Origin of the sequence: Rufibacter tibetensis, from assembly GCF_001310085.1 — a bacterium.
GTDB lineage: Bacteria > Bacteroidota > Bacteroidia > Cytophagales > Hymenobacteraceae > Nibribacter > Nibribacter tibetensis.
Map to the genome: position 1 here is coordinate 1,725,357 of NZ_CP012643.1, position 25,776 is coordinate 1,751,132.

Genomic DNA, 25,776 nt, shown 5'->3' on the forward strand with positions numbered 1-25,776 from the left:
AAGAGCCCGGAAACTTACGCTTCCGGGCTCTTTTTATGAAATCAGCTTTAAAACAGACTTAGTTCATCAGCTTCTTGTAACGGATACGCTTCGGTTCCACGTCACCCAAGCGCTTCTTCTTAGCTTCCTCATAGTCTGAGAAGTTTCCTTCAAACCAAACTACCTGTGAGTCGCCCTCAAAGGCCAGGATGTGCGTAGCAATTCTATCTAAGAACCAGCGGTCGTGGGAGATGACTACGGCGCAACCGGCGAAGTTTTCCAGCGCGTCTTCCAGTGCCCGGATGGCATTCACGTCCAAGTCGTTGGTAGGCTCATCCAGTAGCAACAGGTTGGCACCTTGCTTCAAGGTCATGGCCAGGTGTACACGGTTACGCTCTCCCCCAGACAACACACCTACTTTCTTCTCCTGGTCACCACCAGAGAAGTTGAACTTGCTCACGTACGCCCGGGCATTCACCTGGCGGCCGGCCAACAACATGGTCTCGGTACCACCAGAGATGGTTTCAAACACAGATTTGTTCGGGTCCAAGCTTTCGTGCTGCTGGTCTACATAAGCGGTTTCTACCGTTGGCCCTACGTTGATGGTTCCTGCATCAGCGGCTTCACGGCCCGTGATAAGGCGGAACAAGGTAGACTTACCCGCACCGTTTGGTCCGATGATGCCCACGATACCGGCTGGTGGCAAATTGAACGTGAGGTCTTCAAACAACAACTTGTCGCCAAAAGCTTTGCTCAGCCCTTCAGCTTCAATCACCACGTTCCCCAAACGCGGACCGTCTGGGATGAAGAGCTCCAGCTTTTGTTCTTTCTCTTTGGCTTCCTCAGAGGCCATTTTCTCGTAGTTGCCTAAACGAGCTTTGGATTTGGCCTGGCGGGCTTTCGGGCTCATGCGGGCCCACTCCAACTCACGCTGCAGGGTCTTCTGGCGCTTGCTTTCGGTTTTCTCTTCTTTGGCCAAACGCTCGGCTTTCTGCTCCAGCCAGCTGGTGTAATTGCCTTTCCACGGAATACCTTCGCCGCGGTCCAGTTCCAGAATCCAGCCGGCTACTTTGTCCAGGAAGTATCTATCGTGGGTTACGGCAATCACGGTACCTTTGTACTGCTGCAAGTGTTGCTCCAGCCATAAAACAGACTCAGCGTCCAGGTGGTTGGTAGGCTCATCCAGTAACAAGACATCGGGCTCTTTCAGCAGTAGGCGGCAAAGGGCTACGCGGCGTTTCTCACCACCAGACAGGTTGCCGATGACGGCTTCGCCCGGCGGGGTGCGCAGGGCGTCCATGGCGCGCTCCAGTTTGCTGTCCAGGTCCCAGGCACCCAGGTGATCCAGGCGTTCCTGCACTTCGCCCTGGCGGGCCATCAGTTTGTCAAAGTCAGCGTTTTCATCTGCGAAGGCTTCGTTGATCTCGTCGTACTCTTTTAAAAGAGCCACGGTCTCGGCTACGCCTTCCTGCACAATTTCCATTACGGTTTTATCAGGGTCCAGCTGCGGCTCCTGCTCCAGGTACCCCACAGAGTACCCCGGCGAGAAAGCTACTTCGCCCTGGAACTGCTTGTCTACGCCGGCAATCACTTTCAAAAGCGATGATTTACCCGAGCCGTTCAGACCCAACACGCCAATTTTGGCGCCGTAGAAAAAGGAGAGGTAAATGTTTTTGAGAACTTGTTTCTGCGGCGGGTAAATTTTGCTTACCCCCGCCATGGAGAAGATGATGGTTTCGTTGCTCATGAATATAGTATAGATTCTGTGAGAGTATTGGCGCGAAAACGTTTTGGAAGCGTTTACGGCAAAACGGCTCCAAAACGAAACAGATAACCTTGTTTACAAAAATCAGTATGCAAACAGACGTCAAGTTGCGTGTATTCTCTGCCAACGGGTACAAATATCGTAAATTTTGGCGGGGCCGGGTTATGATAATTGGCGTTTATTCATAAACTTGTACCAAAATAGACTTTAAATTTTTCAGTTAATTATCCAGTAGATGGAAACCAAAGATTTGTCTGAGGAGGCCCATAAGTACGGCTACATTAAGGGAAACCAGGTGTGGTTGAAGCCATTTATGCACTTTCCGGCTCGCCAGGTTGGCGATGTAAAGGAGGTCCCCGAGGAATCATTGCAGTACTTCGCAAACCGTTTTGAAAACTTCAGACAAAAGGTTGAAAGCCTCCTGGAGAAGATAGAAACCTCTGAGAACAAGGGTTCTTTCTTAATGAAGGTGTTGCACCTAAAGGAGCAGATAGAGAAGTATGACGCCATTGGCGACTTTGAATCTTTGCACCACCGTCTCTCGGCTGCTGAGGCCGAGATCAAGGATGCCATTGCCAAAAACCGCGACAAGAACCTTTCCACCAAAATCACGCTGATTCAACAGGCCGAGGCCTTGCAAACCAGCATTGACTGGCAGGAGACCACCGATAAACTGAAGGAACTGCGCCAAAACTGGATCAAAACCGGTCCGGTAGACAAAGCCCTGACCGATGAACTGGAGGAGCGCTTCAAAGCGGCCGTAGAGGTGTTCTTTACCCGCAAGAAAGAGTTCTTCCAGGACAAGAAAGACATGCTCTCCCGCACCATTGACAAGTACAGGGCGCTGATTGCCCAGTCTGAGTCGGTGAAGAACTCTGAGGAGTGGGAAGAAACCAGCAAAAAGCTGAAAGACCTGCAAAACCAGTGGAAAGATATTGGCGGCACCTTGCCCCGCAAGATGTCTAATGATCTCTGGAACAGCTTCAGGGCGGCCAATAACCACTTTTTCGAGCGCCTTAAAAAGCACATCAACAGCCAGAAGAACGAGTCTAAAGACAAGTACCTGGAAGACAACCTGGAGAAGAAACGCTCTCTGGTAGCTCAGGCCGAGGCTTTGCTGGACGAACCTGTACAACAGGCCGTACCGAAAGCCAAAGAACTACAGGCCGCCTGGAAAAAGGTGGGCCCGGTGAAGCAGGAGGAGTCTGATGCCGTATGGGAAAGCTTCCTGGTGGCTTGCGACAAAATATTTGAACTGAGCAGCCTGGAGCACTTCATGCGCAAGCGTCCGTTGCCTGAAGGCAAGAACTCAGAGAACGACCAGCTGCACGCCCGCATCAACGCCCTGCGTGATTTCATCAAGTATGATAAGCAGGAGCTGGAAGTGCTGGAAACCAACCTGGGCAGGTTAAATCCAAATCCCGGTAATGAGACGTTCCGGGCTATGCTGGAAGGCAAAATCAAGAACTTTAACCGCAAAATCCGCACGAAAAACGAGCTAATAGAGCTATTGCGCAAAAAGTCTTCTCAACCAAGCAACAAAACTGCCTGATTCATTCGTAAGCCGTTAGAAATAGTCCTAAAATCTAACGGCTTACTCTATGAAAAAATATTTTTTACTACTTTTCCTAGTTTTTCCTTTCTTAGCTCAGTCTCAAAACATCAAAGGTCCTTACCTGGGTGTGACCACGCAGTTCCAGAATACCTGGATCATCAATGATGAACAGTATGAGGACGTAAACTACCGCCACCGCTTCACCACCAAATGGGCGCCCTATGGGTTTGTAGTAGGCTACAAATTCAACGAAAACCACAATGTACAGGCAGAAATTTACCGTTCTCACCAAGGCGAACGGTTTGACCTTATTGACGTGAACGGAGATAAAACCGGTGAGAAGGAAATAGACCTGGTATATTATAATATTCCATTATTATTCAAATACACCACTACAGGCACCTTGCGATTTAACTTCCAGTTAGGACCACAACTGGGCATGCTACAAAAAGGCACAGAGCGCAACACCTTCTCCCGCACGGCCTCTTACCAAATCAAAGACCGCACACACTCAGTTGGCCAAGGTTCTTACTTGCTGGCTAGTACTGAAGAAAGTGACCGTACCAACACCAATATAGGCGAGTTTAATCAATATGATTTGGGGATTTTACTTGGCACTGGCGTGGAGTACAGCCTCAAAGAAAACCTGATTTTAACGGCCAACCTGCGGTACTCCTATAATTTTGTGAACATCCGCAAAGAAGAGCATATTGAAGACTTAAGCCGCGATACAGACTATTATGTCTTGCGCCAGAACATGGTAGCCGGTATTCAAATAGGCTTGAATTACCTTTTCAACACCGGTGACGGTTCAAGCAGCGCCCGCCATCAATAACAAAAGTGCAGATCTACTAAACATTTTGCCAAATTGCCCGTTGTGTTTTAGCGTTACAGGAGCGTAAGCAGTAAGAAGAAATATTTGAATTGTCAATCAAAATCTTATTTTTGCAGCCCGTTCACCTCTTGCAACTTGTTTGTATAGCTATATTTTAAAAGCGAAATTACTATGTATTGGACACTTGAACTTGCCTCTTATTTGGAAGATGCGCCTTGGCCAGCTACCAAAGATGAATTAATTGACTATTCTATCCGTTCTGGCGCCCCTATGGAAGTGGTAGAAAACTTACAGGCTTTGGAAGACGATGGTCAGCCTTATGAGAGCATTGAAGAAGTTTGGCCGGATTATCCTACCAAAGAAGACTTCATGTTCAACGAGGATGAGTACTAAATTTTTATAATTAGAAATTCTCAATTAGAAATGGGCTATAAAGCCTTTCTCCAACTTCTAATTTTTAATTTCTAATTGAGAATTCTGACTTGAGCGTCTTAGAAATAAAAGAACTGGTTGCGGGGTATGACGAGCGCGTCTTAATCCGCAACCTTTCTTTTTTAGTACCTGAACCAGCGTTTGTAGCCATTATTGGGCACAACGGAAGCGGCAAATCTACTTTCCTGAAAACCCTGACCGGCCAGGTACCTTACCAAGGTCAGATTCTGGTGCAAGGACAGCCATTTGTTTCACGCTCAGGAGCCATTGCGCGGGCTCTCTCTTACCTGCCGCAGAAGAACAATGTGGCCTTTCCTATCAAAGTGCACGAGTTGGTAGTAATGGGGCTCTTTAGGCAAAAGCGGCTTCTGGACCACTACACCTCCGCTGACTACGCCTATGCTGATGCCACTTTAGCCCATCTGCACATTTCCCACCTAAGCCAACGTACTTTCACAGACCTTTCCGGCGGAGAGCAGCAAATGGTTTGGCTGGCGCAGTTGATGCTGCAAGACGCTCCCATTACCCTGCTGGATGAACCCACCCAACAACTAGACGTGTACCACAAGAAACGGGTCTTTGATTTGATGGTGAGTTGGGTGCGGGAAGAACAGAAAACCGTGCTTTGCATTACCCATGATTTGCTTAACCTGCTCCCCTTAGAGGGTTATCTCCTGAACATCTCACAGCCTCAACCCAGGCTTGAGCGCATCACTCCAGAGGTAGTACTAAAGCACCAGCGTTTTCTGGAGGAGAAAGCGGTCTTGAGTGTTTAATCATCCTTACAAGGGGGGCATAGCTATCAGTTGCCCACTAGTTAAGTGGTAGATATAGAGCTTGTTTGAATCCTTAGCATCATACTTCTTATCTTTATTGGTGTCTGGGCGAGTTATAAGTGCAAGGGTGTTGCTGTTCTTATTCACTGTCCATTCAACTAGTCTTTCTTCTTCAGGGGAGATTTGCTTTAAGTGCTGCCCACTGGCGGTGGAGACAAACAAGTACTCAGGATCATTCCACTCCAACTTCTCATTATTTCCCCACCCCTTGTAGGTGCCACTTATCAGTACCAGCCTCTCTCCTTCGTAGCGACCCGGCACGTTCAGGAACGTCCTGCTAATGACAAATCCCGCCGGAAGTTCTACTATCCTAGTCTCTTGGGTTCTGGTATTTAGGAATAACAATTTGTTCACTCCCGGGAAGCTTAGGATTCCTTTACCGCCATCAGACTGAGAGGCCACCACCATGTCTGTGGAATCAATGGATGTGATATGGTTTAAAGACGCCGCAAACTTCTCTTGGGCCTGCACTTCTCCTGAAAGCCTAAACATAAAACACAACAAAACGATAAGCGCTTTAAGCACTAAGGGTACTACCGGCTGGGTTGCAGTCATAACTTTTGATGAGATGAAAATATAATTTGACTTCTGATTCAGATCTGCATTTCTAAAAATAGATTTAAAACGGCAAACTTATATTTGGGTGATTGCTTAACCTTCCTTCACGGAGTTACGCTCCTGCAATAGGAAAGCCTCGGCCAAGACTATATCTTCTGGAGTAGTTAGTTTGATGTTGCGGAAGCTTCCTTCCACCAGTTGAATTTTATGCCCGAACCGTTCCACTACGGAAGCGTCATCGGTGAAGAGGGGTATTTCTGGCTGGGCATAGGCACGGCGCAACAGAGGCAACCGGAAACACTGGGGAGTTTGCACCAACCTATAAGCGGTGCGGTTTACCGCTTTGGAACTGGCACCTCGCACTCTTCTGATAGATTCTTTCAAAGATACCGCCACCACCGCAGCTCCGCTTTCGGCGGCAGTAGTATAAGCGGCTGTTAAAAGGGCATTGTCAATGAAAGGTCGTACCCCATCATGCACGGCTACTACACCATCTTCTTCCTGCGCCAAAACCTCCAACCCATTCTTCACTGATTGGAATCTGCTCTTTCCTCCTGCCGTTACCTGGTGGGGAAGCGTGAACTGGTGGGTTGCACACAGATTTTGCCACGTTAAGATTTCAGCCTCAGGCAACACCACCACTAGCAGCATGTCTGGGTCAAACGCATGGAACCTTCTGAGGGTGTGCATGAGCACGGGCTCACCAGCTATGGGAAGGAACTGTTTGGGCATAGCTGCCTGCATTCTGCTGCCAGAACCACCGGCTACCACTATGGCGTATTTCTTCAAAAGAGTTGAAAGCATTGTGCCTGCAAGTTACACATTCCGGCAGCCCAAGACCAAGGTGTTTAGAGGACGTTTTATGAAAATAGCGCTGAAACCAAGCTTCAGGAACATAGATGGGGCTCTTTTACCCAAGCTACCTTTAGCTTTTGTGATCCAGCTTTGCCGTTTAGGAAGTGACTTTAGAATTCAAGGATAAAAGTGGCTCCTTTGTCTACTTCGCTCTGTACGCTCAGGTTCCCACCCATGGCTTTGGCTTGCGAATGCGCAATGTACAGCCCCATGCCTTTGCTGTCTTTGTGGTAGTGGAACCGTTGGTACAACCCAAAGATCCGCTCCCCAAACCGGTTTAAATCAATTCCTAAGCCGTTGTCTGAAAAGTATAGCGTTTGTTTACCGTTTACGTTTTCAGCTTTAACGTCTATGTGCAGGTCACGGTCAGGAGACCGGTATTTGATGGCATTGGTCAGCAGGTTTAGCAAGATGCTGTGCAGGTACCCAGCATTATAATAGACTGTTTGAACCTGTGAAAAATCAGTGGTGAGGTGCACATCCACATCGGTCATAAGACCGTCTACAGACATCACTACTTTTTCAAAAGCCTCCTGTAGGTTTACCTGCTCTTTGTTTGTGTGCGGATTGTCCTTGATGACCAAAACCTCAAGCAAATCATCAATGATGGTATTCAGCTGCACCGTTGATTCCTTGAATTTTTCAATCAGAATCCGGTTTCTACCTTCCGGAATGGCCTCGGTGTCAATCAAATTAGCGATTCCAGTGAGATTAGCCAGCGGTGCCCGAAGATTATGGGAGGTAATAAAAGTGAATTGCTTTAGATCTGCGTTGTTCTGGGTTAGTTCTGAAATAAGCACCTCCCGCTCCTGCATGTATTTCCGGCGGTTGGTGATGTCACGCAGAAGTGAAATCCAATGGGTGAGTTGCTGCCTGCTGTCAAACATAGGAATGAGCAGCAACTGGGTCCAGAACCTGCTTCCGTCCATGCGGCAGCTTTCCAGTTCTGATTCACTGGGCTGGCCGGTTTGCATGCATTGCTGAACCTCCTGAATGGTTTTCACATCGGTTTCAGGGCAGTTCAGGAAAGCCGGATCTTTCCCTAAGGCTTCTTCTGGTGTATACCCCGTCATTTGGGTGAAAGCCTGATTCACGAAAATAGCCTCTAATCTCTGAGGATCGGTAGAAACTACTTTACTTATGATAATGCCGTCTTTGCTGTTAGTGATGACAGACTCCATCAAACGCAGTTGTTCCTCCTCGGCTTTCCTTTGGGTGACGTCGGTTAATAGGGCAAATATACTTTCTACCTGCCCCTGGGGAGTAAGCAAAGCCTGGATCTGCAGTTTACACCACAGTTTTTCTCTGGCTTTTGTGTACTGAACAATCTCCAGCTCCAGGGGCTCAAGATCCTCGAATTCTTTACGCAGGTACTGCAGGGTTTCTGAATCTGTTTCCGGCCCCACCAGGAAGTCAATTGGTTTTCTTCCCTCTATCTCCTCAAGTGTATACCCAAAGATTCTGGTGAAGGCAGGGTTGATCCATTGAATAGTGGAATCTGGCTTCATGATGATGACTGCGTTTATAGTCTCCCGGGCCACCAGGGACAGTTTACGCAGTTCTTCCTCAATAAGCTTTTGCTCTGTCACATCCTGAAGGGCACCAACCATTCTCACCGGTCTTCCCATTTCATCTCTGAGGAGGGTACCCTGGTCTTCTACATAAGTATACACCCCATCGGCTTTCCTGAACCGGTACTCATCACGCCAGTGTTCCAGGTCTTTGCTGTTGATGACATTCCACAAAGAGGCCTCTACCCTTTCCAAATCATCAGGGTGCACGTGCGCGGCCCAGATATCAACTTCAGGTCCAAATTCTTTTACCTTAAACCCAAACAGTTTCTCAAACCCTACCCCCCATTCAATTCTATAGTTGATGATGTCCAGATCCCAGATGGCGTCTTTGGTGGCTACCGTGGCATAGTAGTAGCGTTCATTGCTTTGGCGCAATTCACACTCTGTTAGTTTATTTTCCAGAATCAACTGAAGCAGGTTCCGGATACTCTCCAAGGACTCTTCTTCTTCGGGCGTGGGGCTTTTTACTTCTTTGTAGTAGGCGGCAACGGTACCCAGCACTTTCTGATTTGATCCCACCAATGGGAAAGACCAGCTAGCTTTAAACCCGTAAGCCAGCACATAAGGATAATGCGCCTGCCAACGCGGGTCTGTGGTGATGTCACTGGCAATCACTTTCTGCCCCAAAAACGCTGCTGTACCGCAAGAACCAGCCTGCTGCCCGATAGGAATACCGTCATTACTAAAGATACCCTCTGGCAAACTGGGGGACGCAATGTTATAAAGTTTAGCTCCCTGTAACCGTAAGCAGGAGCAGTACATGCCTTTGTGCAACTTCTCTACGCCAGCAAGGCAGAACGCGACTATCTCTTCTAAGGTACTTCCAGGAGTGGCAGCCTTTTCCAGCACCTGTTTCCCCAGAAGTTCCAAAGAGAGTACCCTAGGACTTTGGACAGGGCTTTCTATCGTATCAGAAGAAGCTGTTAGACCAATATGAGATGAACCGGCCAAGGCTTTCATCTGAGACAATTCCTGCTGCGCTTTGGCTAGTTCCAGTTGCAAGAATTCTACCTGCTTTCTGGCTTGCTGCAATGCATCCACTTCCTGCCCTATGGGCTGGTCTGGATTAGATGCATGGGGCGCGAGAGACGCCTTGCTTTCATCTGTTTGCTTCATGGCAGCTTTGTCCGGAATAGAAGGGGAGCGTTTTACAGGTGATATTCTATTTCTGTACTAAATATAGAGATTCATTACCAAGATTTCCTTTTTTAAGGTGAAAAGAAGCAGGGTAGCCCATCTACTTCCCTGCTTCTTTTCACCTTACTTAATTTTGCAAAAAGGGGCTTAAACAAAAAGCCTCCCCAGTTTTAATGCTGGCGAGGCTTTTCTTATTCAAACAGTATTCTTAGAGAATCAGCATTACGTCTCCGTAGCTGAAGAACTTATATTTCTCTTTGATAGCGGTGTTGTAGGCTTCCATGATCAACTCGTAACCACCAAAGGCAGCAGCCATCATCAACAGCGTAGACTCAGGCATGTGGAAGTTGGTGATCAGGCTGTTCGCAATTTTGAAATCATACGGAGGGAACACGAATTTATCTGTCCAGCCTTCGTTTGGCTTCAGGCGGCTGTTGGCAGAAACAGATGATTCCAGCGCACGCATGGTAGTGGTTCCTACCGCACATACGCGTTTCTTGGAATCCAAAGCTTTGTTTACAATCTGAGCGGTTGTTTCATTCACGAAGAACTGCTCAGAATCCATTTTATGCTTGGTCAAGTCTTCCACGTCTACCTGACGGAAAGTACCCAAACCAACGTGCAAGGTTACCGGAGCTACATCTACGCCTTTCAGTTCAAGACGCTTCAACACTTCTCTGGTAAAGTGCAGACCAGCGGTTGGAGCAGCTACTGCACCCGTGATCTCAGCATATACCGTTTGGTAACGCTCTTCGTCTTCTGGCTCTGGCTCGCGTTTGATGTATTTAGGAAGCGGGGTTTCGCCTAGGCTATGCACCACTTTGTAGAACTCCTCGTCTGGTCCGTCATACAGGAACTTGATGGTGCGGCCACGGGAAGTAGTGTTGTCTATCACTTCCGCTACCAGGTCACTGTCGCCAAAGTAGAGTTTGTTTCCAACCCTGATTTTACGGGCCGGATCTACCAACACATCCCACAGGTGAATACGCTTGTCCAATTCACGCAGCAAGAACACTTCAATCTTGGCACCGGTTTTCTCTTTGTTTCCATACAAACGGGCCGGAAACACCTTGGTGTTATTGGTCACCATCACATCACCGTCATCAAAATAACCAATGATGTCTTTGAAGACTTTATGTTCTATCTTGCCGCTGTCACGGTGGATCACCATCATTCTGGCTTCATCACGGTTGGGGGCCGGATGACTGGCCATCAGGTCATTGGGCAGGTCAAATTTAAACTCTGATAACTTCATTTTTAATATTACGGTATTAAAATACTGGCGAAAATAGAGCGCAAAGGTAGGCAGTTTGCTCTAATTTCTTTTACTTTCAGGCAAATATAAGTAGTAGTACCCCTTGAAAGCAGCCATTTAAATTTGCAGGGCACTGTAAGAAAACAACCCCTTTCGCTACTAATAAGTTTGTTGCACCACTAAGTATTTACAACAGGGTCTTTTCTTTTCTGCCCTTTTCCATCCGTATTTCTTCTTCATGCTGTACCTCCGTTTGGTTTATGAGAGTTTCCAGTTTGCGTGGCAGGCCCTTCGGTCTAATTTGCTGCGCACGGTCCTTTCCTTGCTAGGCGTAACCATTGGTATTTTCGCTATTATCTCCGTGTTCACCATTGTGGACTCTCTGGAGCGCAGCATCAGAGACAGTATGAGTTTTGTGGGCGAGCGCATTATTTACGTGGAGAAATTTCCCTGGATATTCAGCGACCACTCAGATGTTCCCTGGTGGAAATTCATGCAACGCCCACCCGCTACCATGCGCGAGTACAAGTACATGGAAGAGCAACTGGAGAACGCAGAGGGCGTGGCGCTGGTCTCCCGGCGGGGCGGAAATACGTTCAAGCATCGCAACAACAGCATGAGCGGCATTATGCTGCAGGGCGTTACCAAAGACTTTAACAAAGTAGCCGAGGTACCCATTGAAGAAGGACGCTTTTTCACCCAGCAGGAAGTAGATGGCTCACGCAATGTGATCATTGTGGGCGCTGAGGTGGCCGAAAACCTTTTCCCAAACTCCAGCGCCGTGGGTGGTGACATCAGAATCAGGGGGCAGAAGTTCAAGGTGATTGGTGTCATGGAAAAACAAGGCGCCGGCTTGTTTGAGGGCATGCCTACCAATGATAAAAACGCCTATGTGCCGTTTGGAGCCTTCGGGAAGATGTTTGCGGGCGGACCAAGGGGCATACAGCCGGTGCTCATGATCAAGGGCTTAGTGGATGACGTAGGCCTGCAAAACCTGGAGTACGAAGTGAAAGGCAAGATGCGCACGGTGCGCGGTCTCAAACCCTACCAGGAAGACAATTTTGCCATTAACCGCTCAGAAATGATGGCCGATGCCATCGGCGAGATGTTCTCCATCATTGGCATTGCGGGCTGGGTAATTGGGGGCTTTTCTATTCTGGTAGGAGGTTTCGGGATTGCCAACATCATGTTCGTGTCAGTGAAAGAGCGCACCAACATCATCGGGATTCAGAAGTCATTAGGCGCGAAAAACTTCTTCATTCTGTTCCAGTTCCTGTTTGAATCAGTGTTTCTAAGCCTGATTGGGGGTGGAGTGGGCATCTTGCTGGTGTCTTTGATAACCTTTATCCCCATGGGTACGTTGGAGATTATCCTTACGCCCGGCAACATTCTCCTAGGGTTGGGCGTATCGGTCGTGATTGGCGTACTTTCAGGCATTATTCCGGCGGTCATTGCTTCCCATCTGGACCCCGTAATTGCCATCAGGTCTAAATAGCCTTTCCAGACCGCACCTTTACCCCCAATTGTTTTTAATTAATTAACAATAAGACTGCCCGTTTACGACCTCTTTTCCGTAAAACAGGCTCTATACATGAATGTTATATGACGAAGTTAAGAAAATCAAGCAAAACCAAGCTGCACGATGAAACCACTAACGTTGGCAGCGGTACCACTATTATTCAGCCCAATGCCAATGACAACAAGGTTGAATCTTTACAGGAAGCAAAAAAGATAGCCAAGCAAGATTCAAACTTCTCCAGTGAAGATGACAAGCGCATTAGAGAGGCTTTTACTGATAAAAACTGGAACGAAATTAAAATAGCAGATTCCTGGCAGATCTTCAAAGTGATGTCTGAGTTTGTGGAAGGCTTTGAGAAAATGGCCAAAATAGGGCCTTGTGTGTCTATCTTCGGATCTGCCAGAACTAAGCCCGATAACCCGTATTACATCATGGCCGAAGAGATTGCCGCTAAACTGGTGCGCCATGGCTACGGTGTGATCACTGGCGGAGGACCGGGTATTATGGAAGCTGGTAACAAAGGCGCGCACTCAGAAGGCGGGCGCTCCGTGGGGTTGAACATCCAGTTGCCGTTTGAGCAATTCAACAACATCTACATTGACCCAGACAAGCTCATCAACTTTGACTACTTCTTTGTGCGCAAGGTGATGTTCGTGAAATACGCCCAAGGCTTTATTGGAATGCCGGGTGGTTTTGGAACCCTGGACGAGTTGTTTGAAGCCATCACCCTTATTCAAACCAAGAAGATTGGCAAGTTCCCGATTGTACTGGTAGGCAAGAAATACTGGCAGGGCATGTTTGACTGGATCAAAGACGTGATGCTCACTCAGGAAAGCAACATCAGCCCCGAAGATCTGGATCTGGTGAGCATTGTAGACAACGCCACTGATGCGGTGAAGGTGATTGATGAATTCTACAGCAAATATCTGTTGTCTCCAAACTTCTAAGGAGAAAGATAGATCAAGTCGATTTTAACCTGTTTTAGACAAAAGAGCCCGGAAATGTTTCCGGGCTCTTTTGTTTTCGCACCTCGTTGAATACACTAACTTTGCTTTAGCTGAGTTAGAATGAACTAACGCCAACTCCCCCATCGTCGTGACCGATTCCACCAAAAGACAGAAACAGGCCCGCGTTCTCCGCGACTTCCGGAAAGTACACCGGTTGACTGGCGCCTTGCTGTTTGTCTTTTTCTTTGTCATTTCCATCACTGGCCTTTTGCTGGGTTGGAAAAAGCATACTGGCGGTGTGATTCTGGCTAAAACTTACACGGGCACCTCCACTAATCTGAAAGACTGGCTCCCGGTAGACAGCCTTACCACCAACGCCTTTCAGGCCATCAAAGACTCCTTAGGCCAAAACGTTTCCCTTACGCTGGACCGCATAGACATGCGTCCTGACAAAGGCACCGTCAAATTCCTCTTCGTGGAAAAGTACCTGGGCGTACAACTAGATGCATCCACCGGCAAGCTCCTGCACCTGGAAACCCGTCGCGCCGACTTCATTGAAAACCTCCATGACGGCACCATTCTAGATAAGCTTTTCGGGGTAGATAGCGGCGTATTGAAAGTAATGTACAGCACCATCATGGGTGTGGCCCTGCTCATCTTTACCGTCACCGGCTTTTGGCTTTGGTACGGTCCCAAACGCATGAAACAGGAGAAACCCAAAGTAGTCTCTAAGCCGAGCGGCCCAAAACCAGGCAGGCCTGTCCGTTCTGTGTAGCAAAGCTTTCCCGTTTTCAAGAGGAACACGTCTCTTCTCCCCTTGTGGATCAAGTCTAATTTCCAGAATTCTGCTTAAAAACGCAGCTGTTCCTAACAGAATCGAAGACTTCTGTATCTTTGGTTTCTTTCCAATGCTGCTGCTATGTCCTTCCTTGATCAAATCTCCGAACCCACCCTCCTGCTGAACGAACAAATTGCCCGCGCCAACATCCGCCGGATGGTAGAGAAAGCGCAGCGGCAAAACGTTCGGCTGCGTCCACATTTCAAAACACACCAGAGTTGGCAAGTAGGTGAATGGTTTAGAGAAGAAGGCATTACGGCTATTACCGTTTCCTCCGTTAAGATGGCGCAGTACTTCGCCCGACATGGCTGGCAGGACATTACCGTTGCTTTTCCGTTGAATCGCCGACAATTGCCCCAAATCACAGAACTGGCGCTACAGATCACGCTGAACCTGACTGTCACTTCCGCCGATGACGTGTTATTTCTGCGCGAGCATTTGACAGCACCGGTAAACGTGTGGGTGAAGGCAGACACTGGCTACGGCCGCACCGGCATCAGAACCGAGGATACCACTGCCCTTGATAATGTTTTAAAAGAATTGGCGCTAACGCAGCAGCATACGTTTCTGGGCTTTTTGGCGCATGCAGGTCATTCCTACAAAGCCCGCGGAGTAGAGGCCATTGCCGCCGTACACCAGCAAACCTTAGAGAAAATGCGCACCCTCAAGAATCACTACCTTTCTGACTGGCCCCACCTGCAACTTTCTATTGGTGATACGCCCAGCTGCAGCGCTATGGAAGATTTCAGCGGCATGAACGAGATCCGGCCCGGTAACTTTGTCTTCTATGATCTCATGCAAAACCTCATTAGCTCCTGCCAGATAGAAGACATTGCTGTAGCTATGGCCTGCCCCATAGTAGCCCTGCACCCAGACCGCAACGAAGTCATTCTCTACGGCGGCTCTGTGCATTTCTCTAAAGATGCCTTACCACAGCAGGATGGTGGCGTCATCTTCGGGCTAGTAGTGCCTTTGACAGAGAATGGCTGGGGAGCGCCTTTGCCAGACACAGCATTAGTTTCATTATCCCAAGAGCATGGTATTGTGCGCACCACGCCGGAGTTGTTTTCGCAGTTTAAGATTGGTGGATTGATGGGTGTGCTGCCGGTGCATTCCTGTTTGACGGCAGACGTAGCTAGAAGCTATCTTACATTGCAAGGAAAGCAGTTGGAGCATTTGAGTGGAATAATTGTTTAACCAAGCCCTTAAAAGATTTCTGATGTTCCCCGCTGGCGCGAGCCTCCGGCCCGTGTCCGCACGCATACCTTATTTTCTCTTTGCCTATCAGAATGAATATTGCCTTGAAACAGGGGCATGAGCTGCAAGCTTGCACTAGCGAAAAATCCACCACATCAGGTGGGTCTCAGATGAAGTGCCATTTCTTTTTTCGCCTTCTTTCCCCAAAACACTTCCTAACCGCTCCCCTAAAAACTCCGCCCCTCCGCTAAACTAATCTGCGGTTAATTCGGTTAAGAAGAGATGGATTGCCCGCTCCTTTTGTAGCGCGGGAATGCCTACCTTTGCTCTTTAAACCGAACCAAATCGGATGACGCCAAAAGATTCTGTTGCTACACCAGTAGCTAAAAATACTTCCTCCATTGCAGACGTACCTTTCATTGAAGTGTACGGCGCGCGGGAACACAACCTCAAAAACATCAGCCTGAAAATACCGCGCAACCAGTTGGTGGTGTTCACGGGCATCAGCGGCAGCGGGAAATCTTCGCTTGCGTTTGATACCATCTACGCCGAGGGGCAGCGCCGTTATATGGAGACCTTCTCGGCCTATGCCCGCTCTTTCCTGGGCGGACTGGAGCGCCCCAACGTAGACAAAATTGAGGGGCTTTCGCCGGTGATTTCCATTGAGCAGAAAACCACCTCGCGCAACCCGCGCTCTACCGTGGGCACTATTACCGAAATCTACGACTTTCTGCGTCTGCTCTACGCCCGTACCGCCGAAGCCTTCAGCTACGTGACTGGTGAGAAGATGATGAAACAGTCTGATGACCAGATTGTGCAGCACATTATGGAGCATTTCAGCGGCAAGCGCACCATCATTTTGGCGCCGGTGGTAAAAGGCCGGAAAGGTCATTACCGCGAGCTGTTTGAACAAATCAGAAAGATGGGCTTTTTGCGCGCCCGCATTGACGGGGAGTTAGTGGAACTGACGCCCAAAATGCAGGTAGACCGTTACAAAATCCACGACATTGAGATCGTGGTTGACAAGCTTGTGCCGTCGGCTGATGACCGTTACCGGTTGTCTACCTCTATCCAGAACGCACTGCAGCACGGCAAAGGCACGGCCCTGGCCATGGATGCGGATACCAATGAAACGCAGTTCTACTCCCGTCACTTGATGGACCCGGCCACTGGCATCGCGTATGATGATCCGGCTCCTAACACCTTCTCGTTTAACTCACCGTACGGCGCATGCCCGGTTTGTAATGGCTTGGGCGAAATTGAGGAGTTGACCGAAGAATCCATCGTGCCGGACAAGAGCGTGAGCATCAGCCGCGGCGGGATTGCGCCACTGGGCGAGTACCGTGATATCTGGATTTTCTCCCAGATTACCGCTTTACTGAAACGCCATAAAACTGCACTTACGGTTCCCATTCAAGACATTCCCGAAGAAGCTTGGAACCATTTACTGCACGGTTTTGAAGAAGAAGACCCCAAAGGCAAAAAAGAGCCGTTTGTGTTTGAGGGCGTGCTCAACTTTTTGAAGAAACAGCTGGAGTCTGACTCTGACAACGTGCGCAACTGGGTGCAGGAATACACACAACAAAGCACCTGTCCTGAGTGTGATGGGTACCGCCTGAAGAAAGAATCACTCCACTTCAAACTAGACAACAAGCACATCGGGCAACTGTCTGAAATGGACATTGCCGAACTGGCCGGTTGGGTAGCGAACCTGGAGGAACGCCTGAATGAACGTCAGAACCTGATTGCCCGCGAACTGCTGAAAGAGATCCGCAAACGGATCGGCTTCCTGGTAGACGTGGGATTGGAATACCTACACCTGCACCGCTCCGTACGGACCTTATCCGGAGGGGAAAGCCAGCGGATTCGTCTGGCTACGCAGATTGGCACTCAGTTAGTGGGCGTGTTGTACATTATGGATGAACCCAGCATCGGGTTGCACCAGCGCGACAACGAAAAACTGATCAAAGCCCTGCAGGACTTGCGCGACCTCGGTAACTCCGTGGTGGTAGTGGAGCACGACAAAGACATGATCCTGGCTGCCGACTACGTGGTGGACATTGGTCCGGGTGCTGGGGTGCACGGCGGGCAGATAGTGACTGCCGGTACGCCGAAAGAAATGATGGAAAGTGGCACCACTACCTCAGACTACCTGAGCTACCGAAGAGGAATTCCGGTGCGGAAGCAGAAACGCGAAGGCAATGGCAAGAGCCTGATTTTGCGCGGGGCTACCGGCCATAACCTCAAAGACGTAACGCTGGAATTGCCCTTGGGTAAACTGATCTGCGTAACGGGTGTATCGGGCAGCGGTAAATCGTCACTGATTCATGACACGCTGTACCCTATCCTGAACAAGTACTTCTTCAATGCCAAGCGTGAGCCGCTTCCGTTCAAAGCCATTGAAGGCCTGGAGCATATTGACAAAGTGATTGAGGTAGACCAAAGCCCTATTGGCCGTACGCCGCGCTCTAACCCAGCTACGTACACGGGCGTGTTCACTGAAATCCGCAGCTTGTTTGCGTCTATGCCTGAGGCGAAGATTCGTGGTTACGCGGCCGGGCGTTTCTCCTTCAACGTGAAAGGCGGCCGGTGTGAGACCTGCGAGGGAGCCGGAATGCGCACCATTGAGATGAACTTCATGCCCGATGTGTACGTGCCCTGCGAGACCTGCAAAGGCAAACGTTATAACCGCGAGACGCTGGAAGTGCGCTTCAAAGGCAAATCCATTACTGATGTGTTGGACATGACCGTTGAGGCGGCTGTGGAGTTCTTTGAGCACCAGCCGCGTATTCTGCGCAAGATTCAAACCCTGAACCAGGTGGGCCTCGGCTACATCACTTTGGGTCAACAAGCTACAACCTTATCGGGTGGTGAGGCACAGCGCGTGAAACTGGCCACGGAGCTTTCAAAGAAAGACACTGGCCGTACGCTCTACATCTTAGATGAGCCTACCACGGGTCTGCACTTTCAGGACATTCAGCACTTGTCTGACGTGTTGAATAAACTGGTAGACAAAGGCAACAGCGTGCTCATCATTGAGCACAACATGGACCTGATCAAAGTCGCCGACCACGTGATTGACATCGGGGCCGAAGGCGGAGCCAAGGGCGGGATGATTGTGGCGCAAGGGACCCCAGAGCACGTCGCAGAAATGAACTTAGGCTACACGGCCCGCTTTCTGAAAGAGGAACTGAGCACCAGCCATTATGTAGAGGCCCCGGTATTCGTCGCTGATGAACCTGAGCCTGAAGATGACATGCTGGAAGAAGTTGTGCCCGAGAAGAAGACCCGGGGCCGTAAGAAGAAAGAACCCGTTGAGGCTGACGCTGCTGCTCTGGCAGCGGTAAAAGAGAAAAAGACGCCGGGCCGCAAGAAGAAAATTGAATAACCGTTTAGTGCCTGTTTTCAGTAAAGCGGGTTAAAAATACAGGAACAGAAAAGCCTTGCTCATGAGCAAGGCTTTTCTGTTTTATAGGCAAGTACTACAAATAATAGTTCTTTAAGGACAGATTTTCTGTGCTCTCTTAGACGAATCTTATTGTAGAAGTAAGTAGAACCATATGAGACTTAGTGAGCTGCTTCTGCTGTGTGTGCAGTTGTATCGGCTTTCGCAGCAGGAGCTTCTGCTTTCGCTTCAGTAGTAGCTTCAGCGGTGGCGTGGGTTGTAGTAGTGTGCGTCTCAGCGGCTGTTGGAGAAGTAGTCACTACCTCTGCGTCTAACGAAGTTCCTGAACCCTTGTCATTAGGGTCTGTGGTAGAAGTGTAGGTAGAACAGGCAGCACCGGCAAACAGAGCGCAAGCCGCGAAGAATGGCATGATATGTTTCATCGTTTTTGGAAAGTTTGCCGCAAAGGTACTGAATTCAGGCATTCAAAAAATACCTGCTCATAAGTGATTCCTTTGTGGAGATCTGTTCCTTTAAGACCAATTTTCTAAGAATGCCTTAAAAACAAACTGCCCGCACCAAAGGTTTGGCACAGGCAGTTTGCTTTAAATTGAAAAAGCAGATTATCTGCTAATGGCTTGCGGTCTGTCTCTACCTACTTCCTCAAAGATAGGCTGCGCAGCTTTGCGGTGCGCCTGCAGGATAGGCAGGTTCTTGGCAGCAAAGGCTTTTATCTCAGCGTCTTTCCCGGTTTTAGCTTCCTGGTCAAATAGTTTGATGTCCATCTCATGGGCTTCTACCATGTGCTGCATATAAGTCTTGTCAAACTCTAGGTCAGCTAGCTTGGAAAGCATGTCCAGGTGTTGCTGGTGCACTGGCATCAGCGTAGTGGGCAAGGTAACGCCTTTTGCTTTTGCAAGGGCTTGGAGCTCAGTATTGCTCTTGGTATGGTCTGTGACCATCATCTGCCCATACTTTTTCACTCCGGCATTCTTCCCTTTGGTGACGGCTAATTTTCCTGCGGCCACTTCCATCATGCCACTGCTAGCGGCATTCATCATAAAGAGGTGGTCAAGGTTTTGGTTAGCCGTCATGCTATCTGACTTAGCACCGGTGGCAGGGTTGTCAAATGTAGCGTTGTTGTTGACTTCCGCTACTCCCATGCTGCCAGTATTGCCGGTACCTACTTTATCGTTCTCCCCAGGAAAACCGTAGCCCGTTGCATAAGTGGCAGGGTCTGTACTTGCAGTATACGTATTACAGGCAGCGCCAGTCAGTATAATGGCAGCTGCAAAGAAGGGCATTATGTTTTTCATAGTCTTAAACTGATCGCGTAGAACTGATTTTTAATTCTTTTTATACGGAGGGGTCTGCTAGGAGTTAGTCTCCTGTTCTTCTTCCCCTACCTACTTATGACATATTTGGTTTAACGTGGCCACAAATCTGCCTAACCAAAGCTGTTAGAGTATAAAAAAGAGTCTGCGTTCTGAGGATGTTTTATGAAAACAACCCCAAAACACAGACTCTTGAAAGGTATTTTAAAAAGGTAGACCTTAGTCTACCATGTCTTCAATCTTGGTTGCCTGTTCCTGATGCGTCTTTAACATAGGCAGGGTCTTAGCAGCCAAGGCTTTCACAGAAGGAGTCTCGGCATTAGTGCTCTTCATGGTGAACATAGCAATGTCCATTTTGTGGGCAGTTTCCATAACATCCATGTAGTCCTCATCAAATGCTTTACCAGTTTTACCTTGTAGTTTATCCATCAAGGCCTGGTGAGGCGGCATAAGGGTTTTAGGCAGGGTGATCTTCATTTGAGTAGCAAGCGTCATTTGCTCTTTGCTTGCTCTGGTGTGGTGATCTACCATCATTTGGGCAAACTTTTTCACTTCTGGGCTAGAGGCACTCTGAGTAGCCAATTTACCAGCCTGAATCTCAAACATGTTGCTGCTGGCAGCGGTCATCATGAACATGGCATCTGTCATGTTGGTCATGTCCATAGTGGTTCCGGCGGTAGCACCACCTGCTGTTGTTCCGGTGGTTCCACCACCCATTGTGCCTGTAGTACCTCCTCCGGTAGTAGTTCCAGTAGCTCCGCCGGTGGTACCAGTAGTAGTACCACCGGTTGTTCCGCCTGTGGTGCCTGTGGTACCTCCTGTAGTAGTTCCGGTTGTACCCATTCCAGTGGTGGTGCCAGTAGTTGATCCACCTCCGGTAGTAGTACCCATTCCGCCGGTTGTAGTGCCACCAGTAGTAGTGCCACTTCCCATGGTAGTACCTCCTCCGGTAGTAGTTCCAGTTCTGGCGTTGGAAGTAGAAGTGGAGCCTGCTGTTGTTCCAGTTGTGCCGGATCCTGTATTAGTGCTGGTACATGCTGTACCTGCAAGCATTGCTCCGGTTACAAGCATTGACATGACTTTTCTCATAGTGTTCTTTGTTTGTTCTAGTTTGTCCTGCCCTGTATACGCGCTAATAATGAAGCCGTTAGCAGATTTATCCCTGAACAAATACTGAATTTCATCTGTGGGTATGTGGTTAATACCTTAGACCCTACTCCTGCCTGCTTGTATCTTCAGAAAGCGTGTCTGAGGCCAGCGCATGGGTAGAGACAGCTCCACCCATTCCGCTGCTTCCCGCACTACTGGTAGCAGCAGAGGGGCTAGGAGTACTTTCAGACGTGGCGGTATCAGTGTCTGTGGTGGAGCGTGTACCTTCCTGGGCTTGACTACAAGCAGTAAAGACAGATAAAAGCAGCACAAGGAAAGCATATACTTTATTTCTCATATTTTCTGGAGGCTGGTTTTTGTTTAATGGAAGCACACAATTATGGTTATAAACAAAAGAGCCTGCATCGCAGGCTCTTTCCATATGATTTGACACTTGTTAATCTACCTTATCATCAAGCTTATCAGCGTGGTGTTCATGAATCCGTAACGTAGGCAAGGTTCTAATGGCAAAAGCTCTTACCGAAGTAGTGGGGGCACCATTGCTTACTACTTCAAACAGCGCAATATCCCGTTCGTGAGCCGTTTCCATTTCGTCCATGTACTTCTCATCAAACTCGCTGCCCGTTAGTTTGGAAAGTTTATCCACTATCTTCTGATGGTCCTCCAGGAGGGTGGTAGGAAGCGTCAGGTTCATACCAGAGGCAATAGTTGTCAGTTCCTGGTTTGCTTTGGTGTGGTGGTCTACCATCATTTGGGCGAACTTCTTCACCTCTGAATTAGCCGAACGATCCAAAGCCAGTTTGCCTAATTGCACTTCCATCATGCCGCTGCTGGCAGCCTCGGTTAAGAAGGTGGCTTCAGTAATAGACCGGGTTCCGTACATCATGGTACCCGCCACTGGGCCTGCAGCACTAGGGGCTACATACGCATCGGCCCTGGTAACACCGCTGGTACCCGCACCAGCGTGAGATGAAGTAACCATAGCAGCGTAGCCATCTGACGTAGGAACAGAATTGGAGGTATTGGCATCTATCCGGCTACAAGCGGTTCCAGCTAAGGCCAAACCACAAGCTGTGATCACGTATAATATCTTTTTCATGGTACCTTCTTTTTAAATAGTATCTCTTCTACATAGGCAACAGATTTTTATTAGGGATTACTTTTTTGTGATCACCGGAGATGACGCAGGTTCCTATGGTTATAACTGCTGCCTCTGTTGCTCTTCCAACGCATCTTCCAGTTCTTCGGCCTGCTTAAGATGCGCGCGCAGCATAGGCAAACCTTTCGCTGCGAAGGCTTTCAACTCCATGTCTTTTCCTTTCTCCGCCATTTCCTCAAACCTGTCAAGGTTGTCTTTATGGTCCTTGACCATGGCCTCCATATAGGCTTTGTCAAAGGCCGCGCCTGTATTGGTCATGACCTTGTTGTAGGTTTCCTGATGGTCTTCGCCCAAAGCGCTAGGCACAATCAGGTTCTTAAGTTCGGCAATTTGCTTCAGCTGGGTATTGGATTGGGTATGGTGGTCCAGCATCAACTGCCCGAACTGCCGCACCCTAGGATCATTGCCTTTACTGGAAGCCAACCGGCCTAACTCCACTTCAAACAAACCGGCACTGGCCACTTCGGCCACAAACCAGCCAGAGTCTTCGTCCTTGCCGGTACTTTCCAGCAATTCCTCATTGTGCTTTCCGGCCGCGTCTACTGAAGTGGCTTCATTGGAAGAACCACCACAACCAGAGACAAAAAACAGAGTGCCCGAAAGCAGTAGATAGAACAGGTGATTTTTCATAGTATAGATCTTGTACTGATGGCTTACAGGTTACCCCTGCATGTGGTTTTTTACGGTTTATGCCATTCAGGGTTAACATACACCTTACAATAATCCAAAAAACTGCGATTAGCTTGTAAAAGGAGGGCCTTTGAAGTGCTTACAATACCAAATGCAAAGAGCGACTTTGTTGGAAAGAAAGCGGAACCGATCTTGCGGAAGGGGGTACTAAAAAGAGAGGCGTTTAAGTGCTGCTTTTCAAAAACAGCTCCTAAACGCCTCTTCTAAATTCTTGTTCTGTTACCTCTAGATTTACAGGCTTACCCCTTTTTGTTTCCCTGCTTTTCTGATGACATCGCGCACAGTGTCTTCATATTCTTCAGGAATAGAGTCAAGTTCAATCTGGCCGGTTTGCCCTGAAATAAGCCGATACAGCAGTTTATCTGGCAGCACCCGCAAAAGACTGATGTTGCTCCAGGGCAAGGTAACGGGGTCCTGGTTTAAAGAAAGCTTTAGCTCCAGGTGTTCTTCGGTTACCTGTACATACGTGGTTCCGGCAGGCTTTCGGCGGCGCCAGGCTACTATCAGATAAGAGATAGCCAAAGCTAGCTGCAGCAAGGGCAGTAAATACACGCTTAAGGTTACTTCATTGGCGGTATACTGCCTGTACACGCCCAAGCCGCCCAGTACAAAAAACACCGCCGCCATGAACAGATACAGCTTTGACAAAGCAGATCCGCTCTGGTTTCCGGGTGAAAGGTTTAAAAAGAATGAGTCCATAGTTCTTTACTTAGAAGATTTGCTTTTCCGTTCCCGCAAGACCATGATGATCTTCAACACCACAAACATCATAAACCCCAGGAACGCAAAAAGGGGAATCAGGATATTTGGGTCCTCCAAGCGCCACATCAAGATCAGGAACGAGATGGTGAGCATGCAATTAAGCAACAAAGCAGAATAACGTGATGCCATGTAATGAAAGCAAATGGGTAATGCCTAAAGATACAAAGTTGTCCCCAGTACTCCATCCTGCCTCTGTTTCTTAGCCGCTTTTTTGAAACGATGCTGGGAACGGAATAGTGCCGCTTTCAACTAGAATCAAAGGTTGCACAGGGGCTTTATTTATCGGCCACCGTCCATCGTTCAAAGTCCTTGAAATAAGCGCTTCCCCAGAAGGCATAACGCGGCACCAAAGTGGTTTTCACCCGCCGTTTAAAATCAGAGAAGTTCTTCTGCTTAGGATCAGTCCAGAGCACTTCACTCAACCCCGACATACGCGGAAACACCATGTATTCCACCTTGGCAGGGTTGCCCATGTATTCGGTCCAGACGTTGGCCTGGGCACCCAGAATGTACTTATCTAGCTTGAGTTGCTGTAACTCAGCCGGTACCGGGTTGAAGTTATACACGGCATCCAGCGGGTTGTACCCGTGAATGGCCAGGCTGTCTTTGGGGTTTTTAGATTGGTAGTTGTCAAAGTACAGCGGGTTACCCGGCGACATGATCACCGGATGATGCCGTTTTGCCGCCGCAATGCCTTCTTTTGCCCCACCCCAGTTCATGATCACGGCTGTGGTATCTAATTGGCCTTCCAGAATCTCATGCCAGCCAATGACCTTCTTGTTCTTTTTGGCTAAATACCCTGAGACCTGCTTAATGAAATACGTCTGAAGCTCTTTCTCGTCTTTCAGGTTATTTGCCTTCATGAACGCCTGCGTTTTGGGATCTGCTTTCCACCACATTTTGCTGCACTCGTCGCCGCCAATATGGATGTATTCAGACGGAAACAAATCGGCCACTTCCTGAAAGACGGTCTCCAAAAACTGAAACGTAGCCGGATTAGGCGCCAGCACGTTGTTCTGCCGGTTGTACATGCCCCAGGTGTTAGCCACCTGCCAGGCAGAATCTGGTTTGGTGCTGAATTCTGGATAAGCGGCAATAATCGCGCGGCTGTGGCCGGGAATGTCAATCTCAGGAATGACGTTGATGCCCCTAATGGCCGCGTATTGTATGATGTCCTGCACCTGCTCTTGGGTGTAGAATCCGCCGTAACGAGTAGAGTCATAGCGGGCGGGCGTGTCTTTGAAATGGCCAATGAGGGTTGAATTCCGCCAGGCACCAACTTCGGTCAGTTTAGGGTAACTTTTGATTTCCAGTCGCCAACCCTGGTCATCGGTGAGGTGCCAATGAAAGTTGTTGAATTTATGGAAGGCCAGGTAATCTATGTACTTCTTCAGGAACTCTACCGGGAAGATATGGCGGCTTACGTCCAGGTGCATGCCGCGGTAAGCAAAGCGGGGATAATCTTTAATTTCCACAGTAGGGAATCCCACTTGTTTTTCCTTTTCAAGCGGCAAAAGTTGCAACAAGGTTTGGATACCGTGCACCATGCCCGCCACATCTCTTGCTTTCATCCTGATCACCGTTCCGCCAGATTCCAGCCAGTACATTTCGGGGCGGTTGGCTTCAATGGTATCGTGCGCCAGCACTATTTTGGAGTGCCTGCCTTGCTTGGTGTCTGGAGTGGCGATTTCCAGTGTGAGGCCTAGCTGGTTTGTCAACAGATCCCTCAGATAAATGGCTTGGTCCTGGTATTGGGCATCTGCTACTATCCTGGTCTGTTTATTTAGAATGACGGGGCTCTCCTGGGTGGCCGTAAAGGAAACAGGATTCGGGACGATGTTATTGGGTGACGAAGTTTGCCCCTGGCAGTTAAGGGAAACGACCGCACATAAAACAGACAGGAAAGACAGCCAGCGTTTGTTCATTTTCAGAGGAATTTATCAGGTTTTCAAGAAGAACTTTGAAGGCGTTTCAGTAAAGCTAAGGTTAAACTAAAGACGGAGGGAAACCAAACGGCCTTTCTTCAAGCAAGAGAAGAAAGGCCGTAAAAATGG

The 25,776-nt window shown here is 48.7% G+C and carries 23 protein-coding genes; 9 read left to right on the forward strand and 14 right to left on the reverse strand.

What is annotated here, in order from left to right; translation table 11 throughout:
- Nucleotides 1–58 precede the first annotated feature (58 nt).
- Complete coding sequence (ettA, locus tag DC20_RS06690) at nt 59–1,726, reverse strand: energy-dependent translational throttle protein EttA (RefSeq protein ID WP_062543120.1); 1,668 nt, start codon at nt 1,724–1,726, stop codon at nt 59–61.
- Between the two features lie 253 nt (nt 1,727–1,979).
- Here ettA and DC20_RS06695 point away from each other — a divergent pair, with 253 nt between their 5' ends.
- From DC20_RS06695 to DC20_RS06710, 4 genes are all read left to right on the forward strand, one after another.
- A complete protein-coding gene (locus DC20_RS06695) occupies nt 1,980–3,296 on the forward strand; it encodes a DUF349 domain-containing protein (RefSeq protein ID WP_062543121.1) in 1,317 nt (438 codons plus the stop codon).
- A gap of 49 nt (nt 3,297–3,345) precedes the next feature.
- Complete coding sequence (locus DC20_RS06700; RefSeq protein ID WP_062543122.1) at nt 3,346–4,134, forward strand: outer membrane beta-barrel protein; 789 nt, start codon at nt 3,346–3,348, stop codon at nt 4,132–4,134.
- A gap of 171 nt (nt 4,135–4,305) precedes the next feature.
- The gene (locus DC20_RS06705) at nt 4,306–4,527 is read left to right on the forward strand and encodes a DUF2795 domain-containing protein (protein WP_022821757.1); all 222 of its coding nucleotides are present in this window, start codon (nt 4,306–4,308) and stop codon (nt 4,525–4,527) included.
- A gap of 89 nt (nt 4,528–4,616) precedes the next feature.
- A complete protein-coding gene (locus DC20_RS06710) occupies nt 4,617–5,342 on the forward strand; it encodes an ABC transporter ATP-binding protein (protein WP_083470253.1) in 726 nt (241 codons plus the stop codon).
- A 6-nt stretch (nt 5,343–5,348) separates the two neighbouring features.
- Here DC20_RS06710 and DC20_RS06715 read toward each other — a convergent pair whose 3' ends face one another.
- From DC20_RS06715 to queA, 4 genes are all read right to left on the reverse strand, one after another.
- Complete coding sequence (locus DC20_RS06715; RefSeq protein ID WP_157593078.1) at nt 5,349–5,957, reverse strand: hypothetical protein; 609 nt, start codon at nt 5,955–5,957, stop codon at nt 5,349–5,351.
- Nucleotides 5,958–6,053: 96 nt separating this feature from the next.
- The gene (locus DC20_RS06720; protein WP_179945308.1) at nt 6,054–6,764 is read right to left on the reverse strand and encodes a 2-C-methyl-D-erythritol 4-phosphate cytidylyltransferase; all 711 of its coding nucleotides are present in this window, start codon (nt 6,762–6,764) and stop codon (nt 6,054–6,056) included.
- A 161-nt stretch (nt 6,765–6,925) separates the two neighbouring features.
- Complete coding sequence (locus DC20_RS06725) at nt 6,926–9,505, reverse strand: PAS domain S-box protein (RefSeq protein ID WP_062543124.1); 2,580 nt, start codon at nt 9,503–9,505, stop codon at nt 6,926–6,928.
- A 229-nt stretch (nt 9,506–9,734) separates the two neighbouring features.
- On the reverse strand, nt 9,735–10,781 hold the full coding sequence (gene queA, locus DC20_RS06730; RefSeq protein WP_062543125.1) for a tRNA preQ1(34) S-adenosylmethionine ribosyltransferase-isomerase QueA: 1,047 nt from the start codon (nt 10,779–10,781) through the stop codon (nt 9,735–9,737).
- A gap of 238 nt (nt 10,782–11,019) precedes the next feature.
- Between queA and DC20_RS06735 the strand changes: the two genes are divergently transcribed.
- The 5 genes from DC20_RS06735 to uvrA all read left to right on the forward strand — a co-directional run bounded on the left by DC20_RS06735 (nt 11,020) and on the right by uvrA (nt 18,670).
- Complete coding sequence (locus tag DC20_RS06735; RefSeq protein ID WP_062543126.1) at nt 11,020–12,276, forward strand: ABC transporter permease; 1,257 nt, start codon at nt 11,020–11,022, stop codon at nt 12,274–12,276.
- A gap of 107 nt (nt 12,277–12,383) precedes the next feature.
- Nucleotides 12,384–13,247, forward strand: a complete 864-nt coding sequence (locus DC20_RS06740) for an LOG family protein (protein WP_083470254.1) — start codon at nt 12,384–12,386, stop codon at nt 13,245–13,247.
- Between the two features lie 148 nt (nt 13,248–13,395).
- Nucleotides 13,396–14,022, forward strand: a complete 627-nt coding sequence (locus DC20_RS06745; protein ID WP_062543127.1) for a PepSY-associated TM helix domain-containing protein — start codon at nt 13,396–13,398, stop codon at nt 14,020–14,022.
- Between the two features lie 144 nt (nt 14,023–14,166).
- Entirely contained in the window at nt 14,167–15,282 is a 1,116-nt protein-coding gene (locus DC20_RS06750) for an alanine racemase (RefSeq protein WP_062543128.1), read from the forward strand.
- Nucleotides 15,283–15,631: 349 nt separating this feature from the next.
- On the forward strand, nt 15,632–18,670 hold the full coding sequence (uvrA, locus tag DC20_RS06755) for an excinuclease ABC subunit UvrA (protein WP_083470255.1): 3,039 nt from the start codon (nt 15,632–15,634) through the stop codon (nt 18,668–18,670).
- A gap of 179 nt (nt 18,671–18,849) precedes the next feature.
- Here uvrA and DC20_RS06760 read toward each other — a convergent pair whose 3' ends face one another.
- The 9 genes from DC20_RS06760 to DC20_RS06800 form a co-directional block, all read right to left on the reverse strand.
- The gene (locus tag DC20_RS06760; RefSeq protein ID WP_157593079.1) at nt 18,850–19,110 is read right to left on the reverse strand and encodes a hypothetical protein; all 261 of its coding nucleotides are present in this window, start codon (nt 19,108–19,110) and stop codon (nt 18,850–18,852) included.
- A 180-nt stretch (nt 19,111–19,290) separates the two neighbouring features.
- Nucleotides 19,291–19,983, reverse strand: coding sequence for a DUF4142 domain-containing protein (locus DC20_RS06765; RefSeq protein ID WP_062543130.1), 693 nt, complete (start codon nt 19,981–19,983; stop codon nt 19,291–19,293).
- 237 nt (nt 19,984–20,220) lie between these two features.
- Nucleotides 20,221–21,078, reverse strand: coding sequence for a DUF4142 domain-containing protein (locus DC20_RS06770; RefSeq protein ID WP_169788169.1), 858 nt, complete (start codon nt 21,076–21,078; stop codon nt 20,221–20,223).
- A gap of 136 nt (nt 21,079–21,214) precedes the next feature.
- Nucleotides 21,215–21,448 carry a hypothetical protein gene (locus DC20_RS06775; RefSeq protein ID WP_157593080.1) on the reverse strand — a complete coding sequence of 78 codons (234 nt, stop codon included), beginning with the start codon at nt 21,446–21,448 and terminating at the stop codon, nt 21,215–21,217.
- A 99-nt stretch (nt 21,449–21,547) separates the two neighbouring features.
- Nucleotides 21,548–22,210 (reverse strand): DUF4142 domain-containing protein, encoded by a 663-nt coding sequence (locus DC20_RS06780; protein ID WP_062543133.1) that lies wholly within the window; start codon nt 22,208–22,210, stop codon nt 21,548–21,550.
- A 99-nt stretch (nt 22,211–22,309) separates the two neighbouring features.
- A complete protein-coding gene (locus tag DC20_RS06785; RefSeq protein WP_062543134.1) occupies nt 22,310–22,900 on the reverse strand; it encodes a DUF4142 domain-containing protein in 591 nt (196 codons plus the stop codon).
- A 291-nt stretch (nt 22,901–23,191) separates the two neighbouring features.
- The gene (locus DC20_RS06790; RefSeq protein WP_157593081.1) at nt 23,192–23,659 is read right to left on the reverse strand and encodes a hypothetical protein; all 468 of its coding nucleotides are present in this window, start codon (nt 23,657–23,659) and stop codon (nt 23,192–23,194) included.
- Nucleotides 23,660–23,665: 6 nt separating this feature from the next.
- Entirely contained in the window at nt 23,666–23,851 is a 186-nt protein-coding gene (locus DC20_RS22820; protein WP_157593082.1) for a hypothetical protein, read from the reverse strand.
- Nucleotides 23,852–23,997: 146 nt separating this feature from the next.
- Complete coding sequence (locus DC20_RS06800) at nt 23,998–25,647, reverse strand: beta-N-acetylhexosaminidase (protein ID WP_062543137.1); 1,650 nt, start codon at nt 25,645–25,647, stop codon at nt 23,998–24,000.
- Nucleotides 25,648–25,776: the final 129 nt, after the last annotated feature.

Coding starts and splice junctions, on each gene's coding strand:
- DC20_RS06790 (WP_157593081.1), bottom strand. CDS start 23,659: ATGGACTCATTCTTTTTAAACCTTTCACCCGGAAACCAGAGCGGATCT.
- DC20_RS06770 (WP_169788169.1), bottom strand. CDS start 21,078: ATGTCAATGCTTGTAACCGGAGCAATGCTTGCAGGTACAGCATGTACC.
- DC20_RS06775 (WP_157593080.1), bottom strand. CDS start 21,448: ATGAGAAATAAAGTATATGCTTTCCTTGTGCTGCTTTTATCTGTCTTT.
- DC20_RS06800 (WP_062543137.1), bottom strand. CDS start 25,647: ATGAACAAACGCTGGCTGTCTTTCCTGTCTGTTTTATGTGCGGTCGTT.
- DC20_RS06720 (WP_179945308.1), bottom strand. CDS start 6,764: ATGCTTTCAACTCTTTTGAAGAAATACGCCATAGTGGTAGCCGGTGGT.
- DC20_RS06725 (WP_062543124.1), bottom strand. CDS start 9,505: ATGAAGCAAACAGATGAAAGCAAGGCGTCTCTCGCGCCCCATGCATCT.
- ettA (WP_062543120.1), bottom strand. CDS start 1,726: ATGAGCAACGAAACCATCATCTTCTCCATGGCGGGGGTAAGCAAAATT.
- DC20_RS06705 (WP_022821757.1), top strand. CDS start 4,306: ATGTATTGGACACTTGAACTTGCCTCTTATTTGGAAGATGCGCCTTGG.
- DC20_RS06735 (WP_062543126.1), top strand. CDS start 11,020: ATGCTGTACCTCCGTTTGGTTTATGAGAGTTTCCAGTTTGCGTGGCAG.
- DC20_RS06750 (WP_062543128.1), top strand. CDS start 14,167: ATGTCCTTCCTTGATCAAATCTCCGAACCCACCCTCCTGCTGAACGAA.
- DC20_RS06715 (WP_157593078.1), bottom strand. CDS start 5,957: ATGACTGCAACCCAGCCGGTAGTACCCTTAGTGCTTAAAGCGCTTATC.
- DC20_RS06780 (WP_062543133.1), bottom strand. CDS start 22,210: ATGAAAAAGATATTATACGTGATCACAGCTTGTGGTTTGGCCTTAGCT.
- DC20_RS06760 (WP_157593079.1), bottom strand. CDS start 19,110: ATGAAACATATCATGCCATTCTTCGCGGCTTGCGCTCTGTTTGCCGGT.
- DC20_RS06700 (WP_062543122.1), top strand. CDS start 3,346: ATGAAAAAATATTTTTTACTACTTTTCCTAGTTTTTCCTTTCTTAGCT.
- DC20_RS06695 (WP_062543121.1), top strand. CDS start 1,980: ATGGAAACCAAAGATTTGTCTGAGGAGGCCCATAAGTACGGCTACATT.
- DC20_RS06765 (WP_062543130.1), bottom strand. CDS start 19,983: ATGAAAAACATAATGCCCTTCTTTGCAGCTGCCATTATACTGACTGGC.
- DC20_RS06785 (WP_062543134.1), bottom strand. CDS start 22,900: ATGAAAAATCACCTGTTCTATCTACTGCTTTCGGGCACTCTGTTTTTT.
- uvrA (WP_083470255.1), top strand. CDS start 15,632: ATGACGCCAAAAGATTCTGTTGCTACACCAGTAGCTAAAAATACTTCC.
- queA (WP_062543125.1), bottom strand. CDS start 10,781: ATGAAGTTATCAGAGTTTAAATTTGACCTGCCCAATGACCTGATGGCC.
- DC20_RS06740 (WP_083470254.1), top strand. CDS start 12,384: ATGACGAAGTTAAGAAAATCAAGCAAAACCAAGCTGCACGATGAAACC.
- DC20_RS22820 (WP_157593082.1), bottom strand. CDS start 23,851: ATGGCATCACGTTATTCTGCTTTGTTGCTTAATTGCATGCTCACCATC.